Here is a 23,786-nt window from a genome sequence, read left to right as displayed (position 1 = left end):
TAAGTTTGCGAAGGTCCGCATGCATGCTCCATCACTCGCTAGACGCATGCAATCAACGGACTAAAACGTTGCAAAGACTTGGCAAGGGCAGGCCCGGTGGGCCCGCTCTTACAAGGGGGATTTTAATGTCTTTTTCGCATGGGGAATCTTGATGCTGCTCGCTGGGCGATGTTACGAATTGGGCCGCCTGCGGGATATTTTCGCGCGATGCGACCAGGGCAAATCACAGGTCGTGCTGGTCACCGGAGCCGTGGCCAGCGGCAAGACCAGACTGCTGCACAAGTTCACCGAGGAGGCCGTCGACTCCGGAGCTCTCCTGCTCACGGCGACCGGCTCACACGCCGAGCGGAACCTTCCGCTCGGCGTCGTCGGACAGCTCTTCTGCAATCCCGCACTCCCCGCGCCCATCGTCGACCAGGTGAACACCCTGCTGAACGAGGACGTCATCCCCTCCCCCCACCACGAAGCGGCCACCATGAAGCAGACGGCCGCCCGCCTCGCCCGGGACCTGTGGGCGGCACTGCTCACCCTCTCCGCCGACCGCACCGTGGTCATCGGCATCGACGACGTCCAGTACGCCGACGGGCCCTCCCTGCAGCTCCTGCTCTGCCTGCTGCGTCGGCTGAACTCCGGCCGACTGCTGGTGATCCTCAACGAGTGGGCCGTCTCCCAGCCCACCCACCCTGCCTTCCGCGCCGAACTGCTGCGCCAGCCCAACTGCCAGCGCATCAACCTGCAACCGCTGTCCGAAGCCGGTGTCGCCGACATGCTGGGCGAGCACCTCGACGAGACGACCGCTGGACAGCTCGCCCCCGTCTACCACGACATCAGCGGCGGCAACCCGCTGCTGCTGCGCGGTCTGGCCGAAGACAGCATGGTCCGGCTGTCCGGCGGCTCGGACACCCTTTCCAGCAAGCCGCTCACGGGGGAGTCGTTCCGCCAGGCCGTATTCGCCTACCTCTACCGCTGGGACCGCAGCACCATCGAGGTCGCCCAAGGGCTCGCGATGCTGGGCGAGTCGTCGACCCTCGCGATGCTCAGCCGACTGAACGGCAGAAAGCCTGAGCCGGTCTCCCAGGTCGTGGAGACCCTGACCCGGTCCGGACTGCTCAAGAAGGGCCGGTTCCGGCACCCGGCGGTGAACACCGCGATCCTGGACACCATGGCGCTGGACGACCGCGTCCAGATGCATCTGTGCGCCGCCCAGCTCCTGCATGACAGCGGTGTCGCCGCGACCGGTGTCGCCGACCACCTCGTGGCCGCGGGACAGATCCAGGGCCAGTGGGCCATCAGCGTCCTCCAAGATGCCTCCGGCGAGGCGCTGGCCGAGGACCGGGTGGACTTCGCCCTTGAATGCCTGGAGTTGGCTCAGCGCAGCTGCACCGACGAACAGCACCGGGCTCGGCTCACCATGACCCTCGCCCGGCTGCAGTGGCGCATCCAGCCTTCGGCAGCCAGCAGACACCTCGCCCCGCTGCGCCAAGCCCTGCTCGCCGGCCACCTCGACGCCGCCGACGCGATCACGGTGACCCGGTTCCTGCTCTGGCAGGGCCGTACCGAGGAAGCCCAAGAGGTCCTGGAGTGGCTCCATGAGTCGGTCGACAACTCCGATCCGCAGCTCGTCGCCGATCTCCAGAGTTTGCAGCCGTGGTTGTACCTGGGGCATTCACCCATGCTCGACCGGCTCGCCGGCAAGGCCGCCGCGCAGTGCGCCGAGCACCGTGGGGCGGACGCCCCGGGCGTCGGGCCGGCCTCCGTGCCGAACCACCCCGGGCTCACCGCGTGCGCCGCACTCGATTCCGTCCTCACCGACGGCCCCAACGAGGAGGCCATCACCTGGGCCGAACAGGTCCTCGCCAGCTGCACCCTCTCCGACGGCACCCTGGCCTCGGTGATATCCGCACTGTGCGCGCTCATCCACGCCGACCGACCCAAAAGAGCGGCCCCGTGGTGCCACGTCTTCCTCGGCGAGGCACGGGCCCGGAGCGCCACCACCTGGGAGGCGCTGCTCAGCGGAACCCGCGCAGAGATCGCGCTGCGCCAGGGCGACCTGCCCACCGCCGAACGCTGGGCCCGTGAGGCGTTGCGGCTGATGTCCCCGAACAGCTGGGGTGTGGCCATCGGCTACCCACTTGCGGTGCTGATGCTCGCCCAGACCGCGATGGGCAAGCACGAGCGCGTGGCCCAGTTGATCCGGCAGGTCGTGCCCAGGGCCATGTACCGGAGCCGGTTCGCCCTCAAGTACCTGCATGCCCGCGGCTACCACTACTTGGCCACCAACCGGCTGCAGGCGGCGCTGGCAGACTTCCAGCGCTGCGGCGAGCTGATGCGTGAGTGGAACCTCGACCTGCCCACACTGGTCCCCTGGCGCAGCGCCAGCGCACAGGTCCAGCTCAGGCTGGGCAGGCGCGAAGTGGCCCGTGAGCTGGTGACCGAACAACTGGCAATGTCGGGCGCAGACGGCCCCCGGACGCGGGGGATAAGCCTGCGCGTGCTGGCCGCGGCCCAGGACCTCAAGGAGCGTCCTCTGCTGCTACGCGAGGCCGTCGACCTGCTGCAGGATTCCGGCGACCGGGTGCAGCTGGCGTTCGCGCTCGCCGACCTCAGCCAGACCGACCAGCACCTCGGGGAGTTCAACCGGGCGCGCATGATGGGGCGGCGCGCCATGCAGGTCGCCCAGGACTGCGGTGCCGAGCAGCTGTGCCAGCGGCTGCTGTCCACACACAACGCAGCCGGCAACCCCTCCGCCCCGGAGTCCGAGACCGCTGCCTGCAACTCCGAGGCGCTCAGTGACGCCGAGCGGCGGGTCGCGGCGCTCGCAGCCATGGGCCATACGAACCGGGAGATAGGGCGCAAGCTGTACATCACAGTGAGCACGGTGGAGCAGCATCTGACCCGGGTCTACCGGAAGCTCGACGTCGACCGTCGCTCCGACCTGCCGCTGCGGCTCAAGGACGGGGACTATGGTGCCTCGCGGTCGGCCATGGTCGAAGGCTGGACTGCCGCATCTGGCCCCTCCTGACACAAGCCGTCGGCTCAGCGGATCTCGCGGTCCCGTGTGCCCCGGCCGGGATCGCGGCCCGGGGCCAGGGCTGTGGGTCAGGCCCCCAGAGTCAGCAGCCCGTACTGCACTGGTGACCGCAGCGGTGCGGTCGGAGACGCCGAGCTTGCCGAAAGCACGCAGCAGATGCTCTTGACCGTGGTATCGCTGATGACAACTGCCCCCCCCGGATCTCGGCGTTGGTGTGCCCCTTGGCAGCCAGCCGGAGCACCTCCAGCTCGCGGCTCGACAACTGGGACCGCTCCGGCTCGCCGCCGCGCAGCCGGGAAAAGACCTTCGCGGCGACCGACGGGGCAAGCACCGTCTCTCCCCCCCGGGGCGGCGGCGTGCACCGAGTCGGCGAGTTCCCCACGCGGGGGCGTCCTTGAGCAAATACCCGGCCGCGCCCGCCTCCACCGCACGCAGGATGTCCCGGTCGGTCTCGTAGGTAGTCAGCACGACACGCGCATGCCGGGATCCGCGGCGAGGATCGGCCAGCCCCACCAACTCGATGACCTCGTCGGGGTCGCGCGGGTTGGGAAAGTAGCGGGCGAAGTGCCGGATGGTCTCGGCCACGCCGGGAGTGGCCTCGTTCTGCAAGACGATCCCGATCCAGGACCGCCAGTGCCGGCTCGCCTGGCCCGGATCCTCGCTCAGCACCGAAATCTCGCCGGCGTCCCGGATGCGGTGGCCCTCCAGAATTTCCACGGTGGTGCACTTGCCCCTCGCCGTTGGGGCCGAGCAGTCCGAAGACTTCGCCGGCCTTCGCCCTCCTAAGAGGTCTCTTTCTGCTGGTTTGTTCCCCGTCATACGCCTCAATGCTTCACAGGTGACGCTTGTTCACGGATCTGCGCATGCCGAAGAGGCATGAATCGGCGCGTCTCTTGCAGTGGAACAGATTCTGCGGGATAAGACAGGCAATCCAGGTCTCGCGTGAACCCCATGAAGTGCGCCCCCCCCGGGCAGCTCTCTGCTGCTGCTCCACCACAAGGACGTGTTAGGAGCAAACAGACTCTGTCGATGAAAACGCACTAAGGAGCAGGGTCGCTTGCGTTACCGGCAGCCGACCCGAGATCCTCGAAAATAGACCGCCGGAATCGAAATCCTCGGAGGTTCTACCAAAAGCCTGGGTGATTCAAAACACTACGAGTGGTGGAAAGTTAAGAGGTCTTTGAACACAAGGCGTAAGGTGTAAAGGTAGATAGGCCAGCAACTGCGGTGAACTGAACCGCCGATTTCCATCCATTTCCGCTGGGGTCCCCCTCGGTGATCGTGAAATTACTCAAGCGGCTCGGGTTAAGTACACCGCCGCCGACTACGACAGTGCCGGACGGGCAGTTCACAGTCTGAGGTGGAGTGGTAACCACCGCTCCAGCAGGCGCAGAAATACCGCCGGAATGCGTGGCCCGAATTACAGGACCGACAGGGCCTGTGGCGCCGGTTGCTCCGGTGTCACCCTTGGGACCAGCAGGCCCCGTGGCACCGGTTTCTCCAATGTCACCCTTGGGACCAGCAGGCCCCGTGGCACCGGTTTCTCCAATGTCACCCTTGGGACCAGCAGGCCCCGTGGCACCGGTTTCTCCAATGTCACCCTTGGGACCAGCAGGCCCCGTGGCACCGGTTTCTCCAGCGTCACCCTTGGGACCAGCAGGGCCTGTTCGGTTCCACGTGACTGTATCTTCAACGAACATGCATCGCTCCCCGGCCTCGTAATCGATGACGCGAACGAAGCCGAAAAAACTGCTACGGCAGCCGGTGTAGACATCACTGGCATCAGGAACGTTTGCGTGCGCGAGGCCGGCGAAACTACCGGTCAGGGATAAGGCGGTTGCGCCAACGCAGGCGGCCTTTGCCTGCCAGCTGCGGACAGCCGGATGGCACAGTCGTCGAAGCATATTGACGTCTCCTTTTTGATCAGCGGATGGCAGGAAGCTGGGCATAGAATTACATCAACGGTGGCTTCTCTCTGAAGCGACACGGGCAGTATCCACTCTGTCGGCCTACGAACTCGTGACGGTTGCGGAGCATCTTCAACGGAGCCACTGATTCGGGTGATCGGATGGCTGTGCAACTGGCGAGGCCCTCGGGCTGAGCGGGATGCCTGACGTCCTTAGAGGTCGCTTTCATCGACGGAGTCTGTTTGCTCCTAACACGCCCTTGTGGTTGGAGCAGCAGCAGAGAGCTGCCCGGGGGCGCACTTCATGGGGTTCACGGGACACCCGGATTGCCTGTCATATCCCGCAGAATCTGTTCCACTGCAAGAGACGCACCGATTCATCCCTCTTCGGCATGCGCAGATCCGTGAAGCAAACATCACCTGTGAACCAGCAGAAAACGACCTCTAAGGCCATGTAGGACTCGAACCTCCGGCCAGGGCTTTTCACTTGGGCCGCACCATGGTCTGAATCGCCAACACACCGGACCGATCCCGGACTACCCGCCGTTCCCATGCTCCGAGTGCCTCGCCGAGGATTCGAGCCCGAAGGAGGTACGGCTATCCAACGAGATTCGCGGTCACAGCGAGACGGTCCGCTGGCGATCACCGTGGCCGCAACCGCCTCCGCACTTCCTCAACTCCCGTACACACTCGACGTCGTGGGGCGTGCAAAACGGTGAAGGCGCCAGCCCCGCCGCCCCGTGCACGAGAACGGCGTCGACCGGCGCGCCTCCAGAAGCCGGGGCCGGGCGCGTTGCTGGATGCCCGTCCCCAACGGCGGGTGGATCAGAGCTTGTACTCGGTGTCGCCGGCCGGTGTCGAAGGGCTGGGTGCCCAGCGTCACCTCGACGACCTCGCCGGCGTCCATCACGACGGGCGCCTCGTAGACCGGTGTGGTGTGTACTTCATGAGCGTTGCCTTCTGATCTCGCGTCCCCTTCCGCCCGGAAGGCGCTCCCCGCCCGCCGCCGAGTCCCCCACACTGAGTCCTGTGTCTTGGGGGAGGTGCGGGCGTGCTCCTGGAGGAATGGCACCTGTTCAACCAGCTGCTGCCCGTGCAGGCTGGACCGCTGAATACTGCCTGCGGCGTGTGGCGGACCGACACAAGGCCCTCGGCTACGGCGGGATGGCCGTCCGCAAGGAGATGGTCAGCCGCTGGACCCGTCCCGGCATCCCGCAGACCCCGAACATGCCCACGCAGGTGGCCATGGCCGAGTACCAGGAATCGACGCTCGCGAGATCCATACCCAGCCGTAGCCGCACTGCTGCGGCTCGCCCTACGAGGCGACACGACCATCTGGGAATCGCCCTAGAACCCGGCGGGAACCACTCTTCACCACTCCACTCACGCTGCTCGGGCTTCGCTGACCTGCGGCGACGCATGATCACAGCGACTATGAATCAGCCCTGCACCCGGAGTCCAGCGCAGATTCGGCAGTCGTCAGCACCAAGCAGGTCATGATGTCTTCCAGTCGGGATGGCCGGGCATCGCGGGAAGCTTTTCCGAGAACAGCCAGGAATTCAGAAAAGGTTTGAGGTCTCTTTCAGCTACGCGGCTAGCCACACGGATGAAGTCAGCGGTGCTCGCGACACCGTCGCGGTACTGCTTCACCCACGCCCGTTCGATGCGTTGGAACGTGGTGTCGCCGACCTCTTTTTTCAGGGCATAGAGCGACAGCGCGCCCCCCACGTACGCACCCATCCCGTAGGGGGCCCTTCCCTTGTTCTCGAATCCATCGAGTTTGGGGGCGGCAATGGGTCCTTCCTTGCGAAGGAAGAGTTCACTGGCATGTTCGTACCATTGCTTGGCGACTTGATCCAGTTCTTTGCCGCCCTTTTCCTGAGTCCACAGCCAATCGTAGAATGTGGCGTGACCCTCGTTGAGCCATAGGTCGCTCCACTGGCGCGGGGACACGCTGTTGCCGAAGTACTCGTGTACGACTTCGTGCGCAACTAGCTCGTCGGCCCGTTCTTGGCCGCTGGTCATCAAGGTCAGGGACTGTGTCTCGAGCGCGTCGCCGCCTGCTGCCGTGTTGAACACCCCAGATGGTGTTTCATAGATGCCGTAGGTGCGCAGCGGGAAGGGGCCGAGGCGTTTCGTGGCGAACCGGATCGCCTCGGGCACGACCTTGTCGATCTGCGGCATGGTTTCATTGACTTCGCCGTTGGGGATGGCGTGGCGCAACTTGATTCCGTCCGGTCCCTGCCGCTTGACCACGGTGAAAGGGCCCACTCCGATCTGAATCAGTTCAGGTGCGAGGCTCTGCCGGCTTTCGAATCTGCGTACTGTGTATTTCCCCTCGTGGCGCGTCGATATCAGCTCGCCGTTGGCGATGGAGTTCAGTCGGGAGGGCGCGGTGATGCTGATGGTCGCCGGGGCTTTTTGGGCGGGATGGTCTGCGAATGCGGCAATCTGGTGGGCGAAGGAAGGCTGGGCTCCCGTCTGGATGAAACCCTCACTTCTCACCATGGCGTGGCCCCGGGGGCCAACATGCTCTCCGTCTGGCACAGACGCCTGAACCTTGACCTCTACTGTAAAATCCCGACCGACACTAATAGGACCCGAAGGTGTCACCTGAAGTTCCTGCGCAGCGCGTTTCCAATGTGCATTGCGACCATTGACGGTGACTGACTTGACCTTGACGTCAGTCAAGTCCAGGTTGAAACGCGATAGATTTTGAGTAGCGCGTCCCTGGAGAGTGGTAGTCGCTGCATAGCTCTTCAAATCCTCGTCAAAACGCAGCGCCAGAGCATAGTGACGTACGGCATAACCACCGTTTCCCAGCCCAGGGTGGAGAGTGTCTCCGACACCGGCGGCTCCAGGCCTAGGTGTGTCAGGAGTTCCGGAAGAAGGCTTGCTGTCAGCAATACTACCGAGGGCGTTTGCAGGACCACCAACGGCTGCGCTGACAACAACGCCTGACGCAATCAGTGGAGCAATACGACGGATATGCACGAAGGGCACCCCTTATAGCTGAATCTGAGGACAAGGAGTATTCAATCGTGGATTGAGGCTCCCTCACTGCGACTACCGGACAGGACTCCCTACGACTTCTGGCGTACCGGAACGGTCGGGACGGCGAGCCGAGTACGACCTCCGGTGTACGGGATTGGCCAGGGCACGGATCAAGCACTGGAGGATCTTCCGCCGTGCCCGCAACAGCCCGAACAGGCCGTGGCCAGCAGCGTCGCCACGCTGCGCGAGGCTGGGGTGACGCTGCTCCTGGATGACGGAGGCAGCGCCTCCGGGTTTGTTCCGCACACCCACCACGGCGGAGCGATCTGGACGCCTACCCGTGGCAGATCGCCCTCAGCGCCCTTCCATCTGCCTGAGCACCATCTCCCGTCGCAGCCTTGGTGCCGCCCAAACACGGTGGTGGCCGCAGAGTGCGTGCAGACCTCATGCGCTGCGGCTCATGATCGTGTCGTAGATGCGCTCCGTTTCCGGTTCCATCCCGACGTCGAGCCACGCGTTGATGTCCCTGAGTGTCTCGTAGGCGGTGCGGACTCCCGCACGGTTGGCCGCCTGGTCCTCGATGAGCATCCAGTCCTGGTAGAGGAGTTCGGCGCTGTCGTCGACGTCCAGGCCGATGCGGACGGCGCGACGGGCGGCGTCCAGGTCAGGGCGGGGCGTACTGCGGTGCCAGGTAGCCAGGGTGTGGGCGACGTCGGTGATGCGGACGAGCATCTCCTGTATGCGTGTGGCCGCCCAGGTGATGTCGGCGCCGCCGAACGGTCGGCCGCGGACGAGTCCGAGCGCGGCCTCCAGATCAGCGATGCCGGCCACGGAGCCCTTGGCGAGGCCGCGTTCCGCGAGCTGTCGGAAGCGGTCCCAGTCGCAGCGGACCTTGGGTGACAGCCGGTACGTTCCGGCACGGTTCTTGGGCAGATAGAGGGTGCCGTCCGCGTCGGAGCCCAGGCGGTTGCGCAGCTCGGAGATGCGGACCTGCAAGGTCTGTTTGGACCAGGGGCTGCGTGGGTCCATGGCCTCGCGCGCGGTGTCGATGGTGCAGCCGTCCTTGAAGTGGAGGAGGGCGGCGAGCAGGGCGAGCTTGAAGCCGTGGCCGGAGGCCTTGATGCCGGTGACGGTGACCGGCCCGAGCACCTGGATCTCCGGGGCGTGCAGGTCCACCGGCTCACCGGACTCCCCCGCCGGGGCGGCGGGTTCAGCAGCTTCGCGTGCGAGCTCGGCGACGTCCTCGGCAGTGCTGCGGGGGTCGGCGTCGTGGTCGGCCTCGAGGCTCTTGTGCGCCGCGACCGGCGTGAAGGCGGGCACAGATCCGGGCGAGGTGCTGGTCGGGGTCGTTGATGCGGTCAGCGCCGTGAACGGTGCCTCGGGAACGGCCGCAGGGACGGCCGCCAGGCCGGCGAAGTGGGGCTCTGGCGAGGGGCGGTTCGGCTCGCTCGGTGTATCGAGCGTGACAGGCGGCACGAGCTGCCAGGGGCCCTCGGCTGGGTGTGCCGACTCCTCTGCGGTCTGCAGCACGTCGAGGAAAGCGCTGTAGTCCTCTTCCGTCAGAGACTGCACGACGAGGTCGCTGTCCAGGAGGTCGAGGTGCTGTGGTGTGTCCACGCCGGCCGTGAGGCACACGGCGTCGGGGAAGGCCTCGCGAGCGCCACTGGCAGGGAGCACCAGGGCGACGGGAAGGTCGCGGGAGGCGGCGAGAGCATCGGCCAACTGCCGGGCGCCGTCGACTGTGGCCTCGGCGGAGCAGATCAGCAACCACGGCAGCGGCGCTGGTTCCTCGTCGCCGCCGTACCCGCCCTGGTGGTGCTCCAGGAGGAGTTCGCCCAGCTCGCTCTGGGCGGCGCGCAGGTGCGGTACGACGCGCAGGCGGCCTTGGGGCAGCAGGCCGGGCAGCTCGGTGCCCAGGCCGATGGTGAGGATCTCGGCGTGGTCGCTCCAGATGCTGGTGGCGGCTTCCAGGGCCAGGGCCCGGGCGGTGTCGCGGACGGCGTCTTCGTCACCGTCGAGCAGCAGGACGCGCGCGGCGGACAGGTTGAGGAGCAGATGACTGCCGTCCGGCTCGGCGCCCAGCGTGACCAGCCCCGGGTAGGGAGCGGGCACCTCGCGAGCCTGATCTGCGGTCAGGAGGGTGTGCGCCTCATCCAGCGTCCACCGCCCGTCCGCCGACGCGGTGAACGGGGCCAAGGGCTCGGTCACCGTGTCGGTGGCGACGAGGAGTTCGACCGTGCGGGAGGTGACCCGCGCACCGCGCACGCTGGGCAGTGCCGTGTTCTGCTGGCCGGCGTGGTGGGCCAGAGTGCGCAGCGCGCGGGCGAGCAGGTCGACGCTGCCCGGTTCGCTGCTCGCCTCGAGGACCTGCTCGAGACGGGCGGGTTCTGCAGGCATGGCGATCGTCTCGCCCGGGCGCCGACGGCGGCGCTGCAGCAAACGTTTGACGCCCACGGCGGCGATCAGGCAGCCCGCCAGCAGCATCCCGACCCCTGCCACCTCGCGTGCGCCGACCGCCGGGTCGTCCGTCTCGGCGGAGGTGGTTTGCTCCGGTCGCGGCTTCGTCTCGTTGGGGGCGGTGGGTGCGGGGCTGGCGGGTTTCGAGGGGTGTGTGGAGGCGGGCGGCGAGGCGGTCGGCTTCTTGGGCTTGGCCGTGTCCGGCTTCGTGGGCGGCGGCTGCTGCCCGCGGTCGTGCTCTTCCTGCGAAGCCTTCGAGGAATCTCGCTTTCCGTTGTCGCCCGTCCCAGAGCCGGAGTCCTTGGCGGACTCGCGATCGGTTTCGGCTCGGTCGCCTCCGCCGGGCGGGGTGCCCGGCTTGGCCTTGTCGGATGGCTTGTCGGGCGAGGCGGGGTGGGGGATGTCCAGTTTCAGGCCCGCGTGGATGTCGTCTGGATCGGTGAGCGTGGTTCCGCCGGGCTGGGGTGCACCCCTGTTCTCCTCGAAGATCTCCTCGTACTTCGTGCCGTCGCCGAGCTCGTCCTCAGCGATCTTCCACAGGGTGTCACCGGATTCGACCACCCGTGTGTCGGGGTCGACGCCCTGGGTGTCCTCTGTCTGCGGAGCGGTCTGATGGTTGCCGTCGGTATCTGTGTCGGCTGCTGGCTTTGCCCCGGGCGCGGCCTCCGCGGACGTTTGGGGGGCGGTCGCGGCGGCGGAGGCACGGGCGTCAGCGGGCAGGGTGATGTCTGCGCCACGGGGCAAGTAGCTGTCACCGGCCGCGAGTTCGGTGATGCTCGGGTTGAGCACGGCGATGTCGCGCCAGCGCTGCCCGCTTCCGAGGTAATGCTCGGCCAGGCCCCACGGAGTCTCGGTGAGTCCGGTGACCGTGTGCTGAGGCCCGGCCGCGCCAGTGGCCGACGCGCCTGGTCGTTCGTGGGCCCGCGGGGCTTCCTGCGGTGTGCTCTGCGGGGCGGTGACAGCGACGGCGGGCGCTGTGGTGGCGGTCGGGGCGAGCAGCACGATGCCGCCGATGAGGAAGGAGGCGAGGGACTGCATGCCGCCCAGGCCCCGGATGCGCGGCGCGGAGCGCCGCCTTACGACGGCGACGAGTTCGAGGAGCGCGGAGTAGGTGAACGCGGCCCAGGCCACCCATCCAATGCAGGTGAGGGCGGTCAAGAAGAGGGTGCCGTCGTCCTGTTGTGTCAGGAACTCGGTGCCGCCGGGCAGGTTGGTGGGCTGCTTGCCGAAGAGCAGCAGCATGGCGGGGATCCCGGCGACGAGGGCCACCAGAGCGGTGAGGCCGAGCAGCGCGCGCAGCAGGACGCCGAGGGTGCGCAGCGGTGCGGGGGTGTGGTGGGCCATGGCAGGCTCAGCCTCCAGCCTGGGTCTGCAGATGTGCGGTCGCGGTGCCGGTCACGCTGATGGAGCTCTTGCCGACCATCTGTGCGAAGTATGTGTCGTAGGTGTCGTGCACGGTCACGGTCATGGTCTTGCCGTTGTCCGTGATCTCTACGTTGCCCTGGACGCCTTCGGCGGCGAGGTAGTCCTGGGCGGCGGCCTGCGCGGCGTCGGGGTCGATGGTGATCGCGGTGCCTTCGATGGCCTGGCCGGGGTCAAGTTGCTGGCCGGCGGCGCGGGCGGCCTCCTGGGCGAGTGAGGTGGCCCGGTTGCTCGCGTTGAGCGCGCCGCCGCCGTCGACGAGCAGGCCCATCACCAGGAGCACGGCCACGCTGGTGAGGGCGAAGAAGAGAGACATGGAGCCGTCTTCGCCGCGTTGGGTGAGTGCGGTGCGGCGGTGGGTGAGCCAGGCGCGGGGGGTCATCAGCGAGTCCGAGGGGACGCGAGTTCGGCGGAGTATGAACCTCGCTGATGAGCTGTGTCAGCAGGCCAGCCCAAGTTCACTCGGCCGAGACAGGATTTCGGAGAATCATCGGGATCTCTGAGAGGGCCGCGGTATTCCTGCCTCATTCGCTTCTCCGTTGAACTGGGGTGGCCGCCATGCCGCTGGCAGTCGTGCGTTCGTTGGCCGATGTACGGAAGGCCGGGACGGTTGAGGAGCTTGCGGATTTTGAGCAGGAGCTGATCGATCAGTTCCTCCTCGCTGGGGTCGGCGCCGGGATCAGCGACCGTTCGCTGGCGGATGACCGGTCTGTGCTGTTCGACTTCATCCGCCACACCGGGCGCCCGGTGTGGACCGCAGAGACCTCGGATGCCGACCGGTACTTGGCCTACCTGCGCAAGGACCGGCGCCAGGCACGGGCCACGGTGTATGGCAAGGCACGTTGTATCGCCCGGTTCTTCGACTTCCTCCTGGCCCGCTACCAGGGCGAGATCCACACTCGGACCGGGTACGTGCCGTCCCAGCCGATCGACGAGTTCAACCGGCCAGCCCATGCCGACTACGGAGCGGTGCGGGTGCCTCCGTCGCAGGAGGAGGTCACCGGGCTGTTCAATGCTTGGCGCCTGGCGCTTCCGGAGGCCCGCAAGTACCTTCCCGCGGCACGCAACTACATGGCGGCCTCGCTGTGGCGCCGCATCGGCCTGCGGATCAACGAGTCGGCCATGCTGGACATCCGTGACTGGCGGCCGGATCTCGGAGAGTACGGCAAGCTCCACGTCCGCCACGGCAAGGGCAGCCGGGGCCGAGGACCCAAGACGCGGCTGGCGCCGGGAATTGAGCAAGTCAACGTCCTGATGGACTGGTGGCTGGCGGAGGTGAGACCCCAGTACGGTCCCGACTACGCCGACCCAGAGGCCCCGATGTTCCCCAGCGAGCGGGGACACGCCCCCACGGGCGGCCACACCCGGGTGGGCACTGAAGCCCTGCGCGCGGGCCTGACACAGGCTGTCGCCCAGTGGCTGCCGGAATGGAAGAGCAGGCTGACACCTCACGGGTTGCGGCACTTCTGCGCGTCCTCGCTCTACGGGCGGGGTGTGGACCTCAAGGCGATCCAGGACCTGCTGGGGCATGAGTGGCTGTCCACCACGACCCGCTACATCCATGTCCGCGACGAACACATCGAACTTGCCTGGACCAGCGCCAACGCCCGCGTGGCCGCGCGCCTGGGCCAGGAGATCGGATGAGGCCATGCGCTGGAACCTGCGGATGAAGGCCGCCGAGCGCGGCATCTGGAAGTCCACCGAGATGCGCCGCCGCCTGGCCGCAGCCGGCCTGGAGATCAGCACGGGCAAGATGTCGGCCCTGTGGACCACCACACCGACGACCATCCGTCTGGACGATCTCGATGTGATCTGCACGGTGCTGGAGTGCGAACCCACCGACCTGCTCATCCGCGAGCCGGAGAAGGTCGCAGCCCGCACCGCGCCAGAGCCGGAGACAGCGGTGGTCAGCTCGGTCGTCGCACCGCGCTTCGGCCAGCACCGAACGGTGCCGCCCGCATGAGCAAGCCATGGAAGACCATGTGCCATGTCTGCGGCATCCAACCGCTGGCGATGGCCCGCGTCGACTACTGCTTCACCTGCTGGCCGGGCGGACCCGTTACCCCACCGCCGTGCCTGCGCTGCGGCTCTCGCAACTACTACTACGCCTCTGGCCTGTGCGCCCGCTGTCACCCCTCGGCCATCCCGCCGGTGGATTCGTGCCGCAACTGCCTGGCCTGGGGCGCCACCCGTCACATGACGTGGCGGTGCAAGGGATGCAACTCCTGGTGCCGCAAGTACAGGGTGAGCGGACCCTGCCGCATCTGCGGACACACCTCGGTACTCGACCTGGACCGTGTCTGCCGGCTCTGCCGCAAACAGGCCGCCCTGGTGCGCGGTGCCCGCGCCCAGGCCACGCTGGAGGAAACCAACCGCGACGGACAGCAGTTGTTCATCGCGGACCTCTTCGCCCACCACGGGGCTCCCCTGGGGCGCCGCCCCCGCGAAACGGCGGTGTCCATCGAACCTCTGCCGCCTGTCACCTACCGGCAGTTGGTGCTCTTCGAGATGACCCGCACCCTGCGCCACCGGGGCATGCACGGGCTGGCCCAGGCCGCCGAGCCGCGGCTCGCGGCCTCCGTTGATGCCTTTACAAGGCAACGCGCGGCCCGATTCGGCTGGACCCACGAGACCATCTGGAACGTCCGCACCGGCGTCAACATCATGCTCGGCTTCCAGGACACCCCTGGCGTCGCCATCACCGCCTCCGACGTTGCCGTCCTGTCCGAGGTGAACCTCCCGATCAGACGTGTGCTGGAGGTCCTGGGGGATGCGGACATGCTCGAGGATGACCGCGTTCCGGCCGTGACCACCTGGTTCGAACGACAAGTCGCCGACCTGCCCGGCCCGATGTCCGAGGAACTGTGCACCTGGTTCCGCGTCATGCTGGAGGGCAGCACCACCACTCCCCGGCAGCGCCCACGAACCGTGACCACGATCAAGCTCTACACGTGCTGGATGCTGCCCTCCCTGGCCGCATGGGTCAACGGCGGCAAGGCGTCGCTGCGGGAGATCAGCACCCAGGACGTCCGGAGTGTCCTGCCAGACGATCCGCTCCGCCGCGACCAGGCAGGACAGGCCCTGCGGTCGCTCTTCCGCCTGCTCAAAGCACGGCGGATCGTCTTCAGAAACCCTGTCGCCCAGGTCAAGACCGACAAGCCCCATCGGGGCAGCCCGGTGCCGCTCAACCCCGACGACATCAAGCAAGCCCTCAACTCCTCCGATCCGGCACGGGCCCTGGTGACGGCGCTGATCGCTTTCCACGGGCTGACATCCCTGCAGCTCCAGCACCTGCAGCTGGTCGACATCCGCGACGGACGGCTCACCATCGGCGACCGGTGCATTCCCCTGGCCCCAGCAGTCCGCCAGCGTCTGACCACCTACCTCGACCACCGCACGCTGCACTGGCCCAACACAGCCAATCCCCACCTGCTCATCCACTTCCGCACTGCCAACAACGACGGGCACGTGGGATACCGGTGGATCTACCTCTCGCTCGGCCCCAAACTCAACACAAGGAAACTCCGCACAGACCGCTACCTCGACGAAGCACAGGCCACCAACGGTGACACCCGCCGCCTCACCGACCTGTTCGGCATCAGCTTCCAAGCGGCACAGCGCTACACCGACACCGACACCATCACCGCCCCGCCCACCCCAAACCCCGAGGGCTCGTCGCGGAATTCGAGAACCCAAGACCCCTGACTCTGGTGTCACGGCCCCTCACCCCCCGGGTTCGCGCCTGAAGACCCTTCAGAATCCGTGAACCCATCACCTTTGGCCCTGTAGGTGTCGATGGGGCTGGTCCAGGACGCGGTGATGGTCTTGGAGCCGGGCAGTCCGGGCAGGGCGATGTCGTCCAGGCGTGCGGTGCAGGAGATGGTCGCCGTCACGGTGGCCCTCTCGCCGACGTCGCTGGCGTATCCGGCGGTGTCGATGGCGATGTCGGAGGTGGTGCAGGTGATGCCCTCGCCGTTCAGGCTGCGGGTGACCGCGGCTTGGGCCTGGGTCTGTGCGGTGCCGGCGTCGCGTTCCAGGGAGGCGGCGCGGGCGGCCGCGTGGGCGGCGGCGTCGACGGCGCCCTCGGCGTCGGTGACCCGCCCGAAGGCGATCATCAGGCCGAGGATGGCGATGAGGACCGGGGCCAGGACGGCGGTCTCCAGGGCGTAGCTGCCCCGGTCATCGTCGCTCAGGCAGCGCAGCAGTGCGCGCGGGCGGGGCGTCATGGGTTGGTCCAGCGCTCGATGGGGCCGTCGGCGTGCTGGGTGACGTGGAGTTTCAGGCCCGGCACGAGGGTAGCGACCTCGCCGGTGACGGTGATGCGGATCTGCTGAGTGTTGCTGCCGGCGTCGGAGACCTGCGCGCCGCGGACGGAGTTGCCGTAGCGGGCCAGGTACTGCTGGGCCTGGGCGACGCCGTCGCCCGGGGTGGCGCCGAACTGGCGGCCGGTGTCGACGCCCTGGCGTGCGGCGGACTGGGCGACTTTGCGGGCGTGGTAGTAGAAGCCGACCTGGATGGTGGTGAAGGCGAGCATCAGCACCACCACGGCCAGGGTGGCCAGTTCGACGCTGCCCACGCCGCGGTCCTCGCGCAGTCGGGCTGTGGCGGCCCGGCGGCGATGGTCCGTGCGCCCTCTCACGCCACTCCCCCTCGCTGTCATCGCGCTGATGTTCCGGTTGCTTGTGGTGGTTCAGCCGCCGTTGATGATGCCGATCTTCTCGCCGAGCTTGGTGCGCAGCGCGGCCACGAGGAGCCCGGCGCCGACGAGCAGGGCTCCGGCGATGACGGCGAGTTCGGTGCTGGTGGCCCCGGCGTCGCGGGCGGTGCGCAGCTGCTCGTAGCGGCTGCGGATCCACACCGTCAGCATCTGGATGTCCATGGGCGTTGTTCTCCTTCGTCGTTGTGTCAGCTGGCGAGGATGGTGTTGACGATGGGGACCATGACGAACGCCAGCATGAGGATCACGCCGAGGGTCACGGGCAGCACCATCGCGGCGGAGGCTTCGTTGGCCTGAGCCTTGGAGTCGCTCAGCAGTGCGATGCGCAGCTGGCGGGCCTGGGCCTGCAGGGTGGTGTAGACGGCGGCGCCGTCCCCGGCCAGGGCCAGGGTGTCGGCGGGGCGGGTGAGTTCGGGGATGTCCAGCTCGTCGCCGAGCTGGCGCAGGGCCTCCCAGGCGGTGACGCCGGCGAGCTCGGCGTGGTCGAAGACCTGGCGCATCCGCTGGAAGATCCAGCCGTCGCCGACCTCGGCGGTCTGGGTCAGGGCCTGCGCCGCGCCGGAGTTCGCGATGCGGGCGAGTGCGACGCGCTCCAGGTAGCTTGCGGCGGCGTGGCGCACGATCAGCCGGGCGGCGGCCGCCTCGCGCTTCACGTCGCGGCCGGGGCTCAGCCACAGCAGCGCACCCAGTGCCAGGGAGATCGCGGCGGGGATCGCGAAGGGCAGCGAGGCGCCGGACAGGGCGAGCATGGCCTGCAGTAGTTGCGGGGCCAGCAGTCCGTAGAGCGCGAACAGGATGCGTCGGCCGAGGTGTTCGGCTGGAGAGATGCGCAGCAGGTTCAGGTCCTTCAGGGGCAGGCGCAGCCGGACGCCGTATCCCTCCAGCAGTCGGGTGCCGACCTTGTGCGCGAGGGTGCCGATGCCGTCGGTGGGTGCGTGGCCGTGCACGGGGGTGCTGTAGTGGCGGGCATCGAGTCGGTCCAGGACGCTGGCCAGGTCCGGGCGGGCGGGCCAGGCCGCCCGGACTGCGAGCCCGATGAGGACGCCTGCGGCGGCTGCGGGCAGCACCGCGTTCATGGGGATCATCGCGTGCCTCCCGTGGTGGTCATCTGGGCGGGCAGCGGATCGAGTAGACGCGGGTCGGGCTGGGTGCGGGCGATGCGTCGCAGCCACGACAAGGTCCAGGCGAAGGCCGCGCCGAGCGCGGCCAGGACGATCTGGCCGAGCGGCGAGGCGTACCAGCCCGACCACGCCGTGTTCAGCATGCAGCCGATGACGACGACGCAGATCACGACGGATACCTGGCGGGAGGATTTGCGGACCGAGGCGCGGTCGGCTTCGACGTCGCGGGCGTCCGCGGCCTGCTGGTGGATGGTGACCGCCAGCGCCTCCAGGGCGTCGGAGAGGCCCGGGCCCTTGTAGACGGCGTGGGACTGGAAGAGCAGGACGACGTGGTCGCTGACGCCGTCGGCGAGTTCGTCGGCGAACATCGCGAAGGCGAGCTGGGCGTCCATGCCCGAGCGCAGCCGCTCGGCGAGGGCCTGCACGTTCGCGGCGATCGGGGCCGGGGCCGCCTTCGCGGAGGCGCGGATCGTCTGGGTCAGGGAGATGCCGGCGGTGTGCACGCCCGCCAGGTGGTTGAGCCACTGGCCCAGCGCCTCGAGCCGTTCGATGCGGGCTTGGGCGGGGCCGCCGGGGTGCAGCACGAACGGCAGGCCCAGGACGGCGGCACCGGCGAGCAGGCCGTGCACCGGCCAGCCCGTGTAGGCCCACACCCCCAATGTGACGAGGCCGGCCACGGCGGCCAGGTGGCGCCACCGGTTCCGCCAGGCCTCGGGCAGTTCGGCCTTGGCGCGCCGGGCGCGCACGGCCAGGCGGGAGGGGGGCTTGATCGGATCAGGGATGCGGCCGCGCGCTTCCCGGGCCGCGGCCGCGACCGCCAGTACGGCCAGGACCGCGCAGCAGGCCGCCACCAGGGCGAGCTGATCGGTGGTCATCGCGGCCTCACCGTCTGCAGGGGCGCGCCCCAGGCTCCGTTGGGGTTGTCGGCCAGCCAGCGGCGGTCGAACTGGCCGGTGAGTTCCAGGTCGTCGATGAACGTCGGCATGTTCTGGAAGATGGCGCGCCGCTCGCCCGGAATGGGGGCGAACAGCTCTGTGGTGGTGGGACGCCCGGCTTCCCCGACGACGTCGTGGACCTCGTAGATGTGGGAGACGAAGCGGTGGCGCCTGCCTCCCAGGCCGGTCTCATCGAGGTAGCTGAGGTAGACCACGACGTCGACGGAGGAGGCGATGAGGTGGTGGGCGGCCTCGGTGGCCATGCCCGCTTCCGTGCACAGCTGGACCAGGCGGCTGACGATGGCGTGCGGGCGGCGTACGTGCATGGTGCACATCGACCCGGAGCCGCCGGCGGACATCGCCTGCAGCATGGGCACGATCTCGGTGGAGCGGACTTCGCCGACGATGACGCGCGAGGCGTTGTAGCGCAGGGCGGTGGCGAACATGTCGGAGATGGTGACTTCGCCGGCGGCCTTGCCGTCGTGCCGCTCGCCGTTGGACTGGCGCGCCTCGAAGGCGAAGGTGACAGGCCCCGGGTGGGGCCCGGGCTCGTCCAGGTAGAGCTCGCGGTCGGATTCGAGGGTCACCAGCCGTTCGGCGGGCGGGATCTGTCGGCCCAGCGCGCGCAGCAGCGTGGTCTTGCCCGAGCCCATGTCGCCGACGACCAGGATGTTGAGGCGGGCGAGGACGCAGGTGATGAGGAACCGTTCGACCAGGGGGTTCAGGGCCCCCCACCGGACCAGGTCGGCGGTGCCGTCGTCCTTGATGCGGTGCTTGCGGATGACGACGGAGGGGCGGCTGGTCAGCAGAGAGGCGGTGACGCGGGAGCCCTCCGGCATCCGGAATCCGACCATGGGTGTGGCCTGGGTCAGGGAGCGCTCGCCGTGACCGGACAGGCCGGCCATCCGGTTGACCCACCCGATCAGTTCGTCGTGGGAGTCGGCGATCCGCTCCAGGGTGCGCCGGGGCTTGTCGAAGTACTCGACATGCGCGGTGGTGCCGTCGACCATGACGTCCTCGACGCCGTCCTGGTCGAGCAGGGACTGCAGGCGGCCGCCGCGGTACATGGAGTCGAAGACGGCAGTCGCGATGCGCTTCTCGTCGTCCTCGGAGAGCGGGGTGTTGCCCTCGGCGTGTTTGACGGCCCACCCTGCGACGGCCGTGGTGGCCAGGGAGCGGGCCAGGGCGCGCCGGTCGGTCTCTTCCAGGGTGCGCTCGGGGTCGCGTTTGCTCAGTTCGGCAGAGACCTCGCCCTGCAGGGTCTCGATGACGTCCCAGTCGCAGGGCAGTTGGCCGGGCAGGTCCGCCAGCCGCGGCACGGCACCGGGGCCGGCGGGGGCCGCCGGCACGGCGGGCGCTGGGTGCGATTGAGCCGCGGGTGAGGTGTGCGGGCTGCAACGCTGGCTGAGGGCTCCGGTCAGGAGGCTGGCGAGTTCGTCGCGGCCCATGGCCTGGGGCGCCTCGCCGGGGCGCTGGTGCGTGTCAGCCACGGCGTCCTCCGCGATTCTGGGCCAGCCGCTGCAGGACGCTGGCCACCTGGGGGTTGGCCGGCTGGGGGAACTCCTGCTGGACGCGGCGGCGTTGGGCGACGGCTTCGAGCTGCTCGGTCGCGGTGCGGGCGTGGCGCAGCAGGTCGCTGCGGGCGTAGCCGCGCGGCGGAGTGCCGCCCTCGGAGATGAAGTCGGCGACCGGCGCGTCCCACGGCAGCGCCGCCATGACCGGGGTCTTGAGCGCATCGGCGATCTGGTGGGTGGTGTAGCCGCGGCCGCGGCGGGCGGTGTCGCGCTCGATGACCAGCAGGCCGAGCGCGGAGGACCCGGTGCCGTGCTCGTCGAGTTCGGCGCGCAGCGGGTCGATGAGATGCCGGGTCAGGGCCAGGGACGCTTCGGTGTTGCGGACCACGAGCAGCACCAGGTCGGCCTGGTGGATGAGCGGCGCGGGGGTGAGGGTCTGGTGCAGTCGCCCGGAGGTGACGGCGAGACGGCCGGCGTCGATGAACACGTCGTGTCCAGCGCTGCGGGCCAGGACGTGCAGGACGTCGGAGAGCGAGGACCAGGTCCGGTCGAGGGCGGCGGCCTGGGCAGGGTCGGTCAGGCCGGGCAGGATTTTGCGGTGCCCGGCCTCGTCGACGGGCCACAGGTGGGAGGCGAAGGCGTTGGCCATCGCCTCGCGTCCGACGCGTTCGGCGGCGGCCAGGTGGTAGAGGCCGAATCCAGCGCTGACTTGGCCCTGCAGGAACCCGGCACGCAGGGTGCCGCCCTTGGGGTCGCACTCGGCGAGCAGGCTGGGGCGGGCGGAGGCGAGCGTGAGGGCGAGCGCGGAGCTGGTGACGCCGCAGGAGGCGGCGCTGGCGAGGGCGGTGACGGGCATCAGTTGCTCCGCGGTTCACGGACCAGCGCGATGCGCCCGGCGGTGGAACGGGTGGCCAGCAGCGGGCCGTCGGTGGTGGCAACGGCGAGGTTGACGACGACGGTGCCGGAGGCGTCCGGCCGGGACACCGCCACCACGGTGGCCTCGATGGTGGAGGGCGGGGCATCGCTGTCCTTGGCGTCCTCATCTCCCTGGACGGGCGTCGTCACCGCGAGCACCTTGTCTCCCGGCGCGAGGGTTCCCGCGGGCGCTTGGCCACGTTTGATCTGCACGCCGACCTGCTGTTTGTCGTCGCCCAAGCCTGTGCCGGCTACTACCTGCGAGGCGGTCAGCAGGCTCCCTTTGCGCAGCTCGACCACCGCCCGCTTGCCGATCATGCTGGCCTTGTCGCCCGCCGGGACGGGGCTCAGCGCAGAATCAGCGGACACCTCGGCAACCGTGAGGTCCGCGGCGGTCAGGGCCTGCCCGGCGGGCACGTCACGAGCGATCGCCACAACCTTGGAGCGGTCGCCGGCCGAGGTGACGGCGGCCGCGGCGCCCAGCGCGCACAGCACGGCCAGGACCACGCACAACGCGACGACTGACCAGCGCCGTTCCCGCTTGACGGGCGGCGCCGTGGTGATGGGCAGGTCGGGCCGGGCAGGGCTGGCCGGACGGGGGACAGCCGACGTGGCGGAGGTGTCCATGGCGGGAGGTGCCTCTCGGAATCTGGTACGTGGGGCTAGTTGAGGACCTGGACCTCGGCGACGTTGATGTCCACGGCGTTGTCACGGATCTCGGTGAGCTGGCCGGTCTGACCGCCGCCCTCCCAGTCGATGGCCCACGTGGCGGTGGCGGTGACGTGGTACTTGCCGGACGAGGTCGTCGAGGACGGCTGCTTGTAGCGGTGGCCGCAGTCTGGCGAGTCCTTCTTGCCGAAGGCCGCCTTGTAGGGCGTGCCTGCGGTGTGGCAGGTGACGGTGCTGCCGTCACCCATCTTCCAGACGATCTTTGAGACCTTGGCGGTCGCGGTGACGGTGATACCGCCGGCGGAGGCGGAGGCGGAGTTCGGGCCATAGGTTTCGGCGGACTTCTGCGTCCACATCCACACCGGCATGCCGACCACTCCCCTGCCGCCGGGCTTGGGCGTGATGCCGATCTCCGGTCCGCGCAGGGTCATCTTGTCGAGGGCTTCCTGCGCGAGCTGGGCAGGGTCGACGGCTGCTGCTTCGGGGGGCTGGTCCATCCATACGTAGCCCTGCACCGAGGTGGGTCCCATCGGGCAGCTGCGCTGGTAGATCGCGCCGTCGCCGGGCTTGTGGCCCTTCCACGCCGGGTCTCCGGCCGGGGGCTGGGGCGTCGCGCGCTTGTAGTAGCAGCCGCCGGAGAACGAGCCCAGCTCCGGGTCCTTGCAGGGCACGGTGACCTTGCCCTCCTTGCCGCCGGCGTCGCTTCCCGTGCTGGTGCTGCCCCCGCTGTAGATCTGGCACTTGGGCTTCTTGCCCGGCTTCGCGCTCCCGCTCGTAGCCGGTTTCCCGCCGCCCCTGCCCGAGGGGGGCTGGTGGGGTTCGGTGCCGCCGACACCCACACCGATGCACACCGACATGTCACCGCAGTCGGTGGGCGGCGCCACCGTGGGCTTCGGCCGGGCAGGCTCGTCAACGGCGGAGCTGGTCGCCGCTGAGGTCAGAAGGAGGGCTGCGGCCAGTCCGGCCACGGCTGGGGCTGCCCGGTGGGTCAGCACGTGCGCTCCTTGTCGACGTCGTAGTCGACGACGAACCACTTCTTGCCGATGGTGCGCACCGAGCCGGTCACCGTGTACCGGTGCACCTGGTTCTCGCTGGTGACGTCCTTTCCGTCCTTCACCGCTTTCCAGTTCTTCGTGTCGAAGCACTCCTGGATAGTGGCCTTCTGCGGAGTGCGCTCGATGTCGACTGCCGTGACCTTCGGGGAGCTCGCCGGCTTCCCCGTGAACTTCACACCTGCCTGGCGGTACTGGAAGAGCTCACTCTCGATCTTCGCCAGAGCCTTGTCACGTGCGTACGAGGAGAGCTTGGTGCCGGAGGCCCTGCCCTCGGCGTAGGCCTTGGTCTGCTCTGTGCGCATCCCGCTGAATGCAGCGAGCGCGGCGTCACGCGCCGCGGCTTCTCTGGGGTTCTTCGTCGGGGACGTCGACGGCGTGGAGGGCTTGTCGGCCGAGGGCTCGTCATCGTCGGAGCCGCAGGCGGAGACGGCCATCGCCAGCACGGCGATGGCCGTCACCGCAGTCCGCTTTCGGGAGCGAACAGCGGAACGGACAGTCGGTCGTGCGGCGCGTGCCACGGTGCCTCCCCGTACGGAGTGCTGCTCCGTTGCCACCAGCGCGGGTGCACCTTCGGGACGTGGGCCTCGCGCGGCGTAGTAGAGCTGCGGTGATTCGCTTCAGTAGCCAAAAGGTTACGCATATGCCCGACAACTTCCCAGCAGTTGTTGGAACTTACCAATCGCATCTCCGGACGAATCTGGTCACAAGGTGGTGCGGGAATCGACAAGTTGCTCTATGCGTAAGTGACTTCGCGAAAGGGCCCTCACGGCCTGGGAAAGCACACCCATCCGGCTGGTCAGATGCCGGAGCTGGCGGCGGGCCGGGACGACCCAGTGGCGGCGCAGTCGCGGGCGGTTCCGCCTGCCCCGCGGTGATCTGGACGGCCCTTCGTCCCTGAAGTTCGTCACGCTCCGGGGAGTACGAACAGCCCGCTGCACGTTGGCGTCTCTCGGCCGGATGACGAGTCTGACCGGGCGGGGCTTCCTTCTACCTACAGGCGGACGCGTCGCCCCTCTGAGCCACCGGAAGCCACCCGGGCGGGTACCGCAC

General features: G+C 68.4%; 18 protein-coding genes and 2 pseudogenes. 4 read left to right on the top strand and 16 right to left on the bottom strand.

Annotated features, from left to right (window positions below):
• Nucleotides 1-151 precede the first annotated feature (151 nt).
• Nucleotides 152-3,022, top strand: coding sequence for a helix-turn-helix transcriptional regulator (locus AC0KTA_RS41205; protein ID WP_481057071.1), 2,871 nt, complete (start codon nucleotides 152-154; stop codon nucleotides 3,020-3,022).
• 99 nt (nucleotides 3,023-3,121) lie between these two features.
• Here AC0KTA_RS41205 and AC0KTA_RS41200 read toward each other — a convergent pair.
• The 6 genes and pseudogenes from AC0KTA_RS41200 to AC0KTA_RS41175 form a co-directional block, all read right to left on the bottom strand.
• Nucleotides 3,122-3,502 (bottom strand): annotated as a pseudogene (locus AC0KTA_RS41200) (LuxR C-terminal-related transcriptional regulator); the annotation flags it as partial.
• An 18-nt stretch (nucleotides 3,503-3,520) separates the two neighbouring features.
• Nucleotides 3,521-3,860 (bottom strand): annotated as a pseudogene (locus tag AC0KTA_RS41195) (ATP-binding cassette domain-containing protein); the annotation flags it as partial.
• A gap of 1,750 nt (nucleotides 3,861-5,610) precedes the next feature.
• Nucleotides 5,611-5,958: a lasso RiPP family leader peptide-containing protein gene (locus tag AC0KTA_RS41190; protein ID WP_481057206.1), complete on the bottom strand. Its 348-nt coding sequence runs from the start codon at nucleotides 5,956-5,958 to the stop codon at nucleotides 5,611-5,613.
• Between the two features lie 473 nt (nucleotides 5,959-6,431).
• A complete protein-coding gene (locus tag AC0KTA_RS41185; RefSeq protein ID WP_481057070.1) occupies nucleotides 6,432-7,931 on the bottom strand; it encodes a M1 family metallopeptidase in 1,500 nt (499 codons plus the stop codon).
• 444 nt (nucleotides 7,932-8,375) lie between these two features.
• Nucleotides 8,376-11,732, bottom strand: coding sequence for a hypothetical protein (locus AC0KTA_RS41180; RefSeq protein WP_481057069.1), 3,357 nt, complete (start codon nucleotides 11,730-11,732; stop codon nucleotides 8,376-8,378).
• Nucleotides 11,733-11,739: 7 nt separating this feature from the next.
• The gene (locus tag AC0KTA_RS41175) at nucleotides 11,740-12,192 is read right to left on the bottom strand and encodes a TadE/TadG family type IV pilus assembly protein (RefSeq protein WP_481057068.1); all 453 of its coding nucleotides are present in this window, start codon (nucleotides 12,190-12,192) and stop codon (nucleotides 11,740-11,742) included.
• A 176-nt stretch (nucleotides 12,193-12,368) separates the two neighbouring features.
• Between AC0KTA_RS41175 and AC0KTA_RS41170 the strand changes: the two genes are divergently transcribed.
• The 3 genes from AC0KTA_RS41170 to AC0KTA_RS41160 are packed head-to-tail and all read left to right on the top strand — an operon-like array spanning nucleotide 12,369 to nucleotide 15,515.
• Nucleotides 12,369-13,454 carry a tyrosine-type recombinase/integrase gene (locus AC0KTA_RS41170; protein ID WP_481057067.1) on the top strand — a complete coding sequence of 362 codons (1,086 nt, stop codon included), beginning with the start codon at nucleotides 12,369-12,371 and terminating at the stop codon, nucleotides 13,452-13,454.
• Nucleotides 13,455-13,458: 4 nt separating this feature from the next.
• Complete coding sequence (locus AC0KTA_RS41165) at nucleotides 13,459-13,773, top strand: helix-turn-helix domain-containing protein (RefSeq protein WP_481057066.1); 315 nt, start codon at nucleotides 13,459-13,461, stop codon at nucleotides 13,771-13,773.
• Nucleotides 13,770-15,515: a hypothetical protein gene (locus AC0KTA_RS41160; protein WP_481057065.1), complete on the top strand. Its 1,746-nt coding sequence runs from the start codon at nucleotides 13,770-13,772 to the stop codon at nucleotides 15,513-15,515. Before AC0KTA_RS41165 ends, AC0KTA_RS41160 begins: the two co-directional genes overlap by 4 nt.
• Before the next feature lie 8 nt (nucleotides 15,516-15,523).
• Here the strand turns inward: AC0KTA_RS41160 and AC0KTA_RS41155 are convergent, their stop codons facing one another.
• The 10 genes from AC0KTA_RS41155 to AC0KTA_RS41110 are packed head-to-tail and all read right to left on the bottom strand — an operon-like array spanning nucleotide 15,524 to nucleotide 23,194.
• On the bottom strand, nucleotides 15,524-16,036 hold the full coding sequence (locus tag AC0KTA_RS41155; RefSeq protein WP_481057064.1) for a TadE/TadG family type IV pilus assembly protein: 513 nt from the start codon (nucleotides 16,034-16,036) through the stop codon (nucleotides 15,524-15,526).
• On the bottom strand, nucleotides 16,033-16,449 hold the full coding sequence (locus AC0KTA_RS41150; protein WP_481057063.1) for a TadE family protein: 417 nt from the start codon (nucleotides 16,447-16,449) through the stop codon (nucleotides 16,033-16,035). The genes AC0KTA_RS41155 and AC0KTA_RS41150 overlap by 4 nt, the downstream gene beginning before the upstream one ends.
• A 51-nt stretch (nucleotides 16,450-16,500) precedes the next feature.
• The gene (locus AC0KTA_RS41145) at nucleotides 16,501-16,689 is read right to left on the bottom strand and encodes a hypothetical protein (protein WP_481057062.1); all 189 of its coding nucleotides are present in this window, start codon (nucleotides 16,687-16,689) and stop codon (nucleotides 16,501-16,503) included.
• 26 nt (nucleotides 16,690-16,715) lie between these two features.
• Nucleotides 16,716-17,612 carry a type II secretion system F family protein gene (locus AC0KTA_RS41140; protein ID WP_481057061.1) on the bottom strand — a complete coding sequence of 299 codons (897 nt, stop codon included), beginning with the start codon at nucleotides 17,610-17,612 and terminating at the stop codon, nucleotides 16,716-16,718.
• On the bottom strand, nucleotides 17,609-18,523 hold the full coding sequence (locus AC0KTA_RS41135) for a type II secretion system F family protein (protein WP_481057060.1): 915 nt from the start codon (nucleotides 18,521-18,523) through the stop codon (nucleotides 17,609-17,611). The genes AC0KTA_RS41140 and AC0KTA_RS41135 overlap by 4 nt, the downstream gene beginning before the upstream one ends.
• Nucleotides 18,520-20,073 carry a TadA family conjugal transfer-associated ATPase gene (locus tag AC0KTA_RS41130; protein ID WP_481057059.1) on the bottom strand — a complete coding sequence of 518 codons (1,554 nt, stop codon included), beginning with the start codon at nucleotides 20,071-20,073 and terminating at the stop codon, nucleotides 18,520-18,522. Before AC0KTA_RS41130 ends, AC0KTA_RS41135 begins: the two co-directional genes overlap by 4 nt.
• On the bottom strand, nucleotides 20,066-20,953 hold the full coding sequence (locus tag AC0KTA_RS41125) for a MinD/ParA family ATP-binding protein (RefSeq protein ID WP_481057058.1): 888 nt from the start codon (nucleotides 20,951-20,953) through the stop codon (nucleotides 20,066-20,068). Before AC0KTA_RS41125 ends, AC0KTA_RS41130 begins: the two co-directional genes overlap by 8 nt.
• The gene (locus AC0KTA_RS41120) at nucleotides 20,953-21,639 is read right to left on the bottom strand and encodes an SAF domain-containing protein (RefSeq protein WP_481057057.1); all 687 of its coding nucleotides are present in this window, start codon (nucleotides 21,637-21,639) and stop codon (nucleotides 20,953-20,955) included. The genes AC0KTA_RS41125 and AC0KTA_RS41120 overlap by 1 nt, the downstream gene beginning before the upstream one ends.
• Before the next feature lie 35 nt (nucleotides 21,640-21,674).
• Complete coding sequence (locus AC0KTA_RS41115; protein WP_481057056.1) at nucleotides 21,675-22,676, bottom strand: ATP/GTP-binding protein; 1,002 nt, start codon at nucleotides 22,674-22,676, stop codon at nucleotides 21,675-21,677.
• Nucleotides 22,670-23,194 carry a hypothetical protein gene (locus AC0KTA_RS41110; protein ID WP_481057055.1) on the bottom strand — a complete coding sequence of 175 codons (525 nt, stop codon included), beginning with the start codon at nucleotides 23,192-23,194 and terminating at the stop codon, nucleotides 22,670-22,672. The genes AC0KTA_RS41115 and AC0KTA_RS41110 overlap by 7 nt, the downstream gene beginning before the upstream one ends.
• Between the last annotated feature and the right edge of the window lie 592 nt (nucleotides 23,195-23,786).

It is taken from the genome of Streptomyces sp. Y309, from assembly GCF_056712025.1.
Note: the sequence above shows the minus strand (reverse complement) of the source record. Positions and strands in the feature narration are given on the sequence as shown.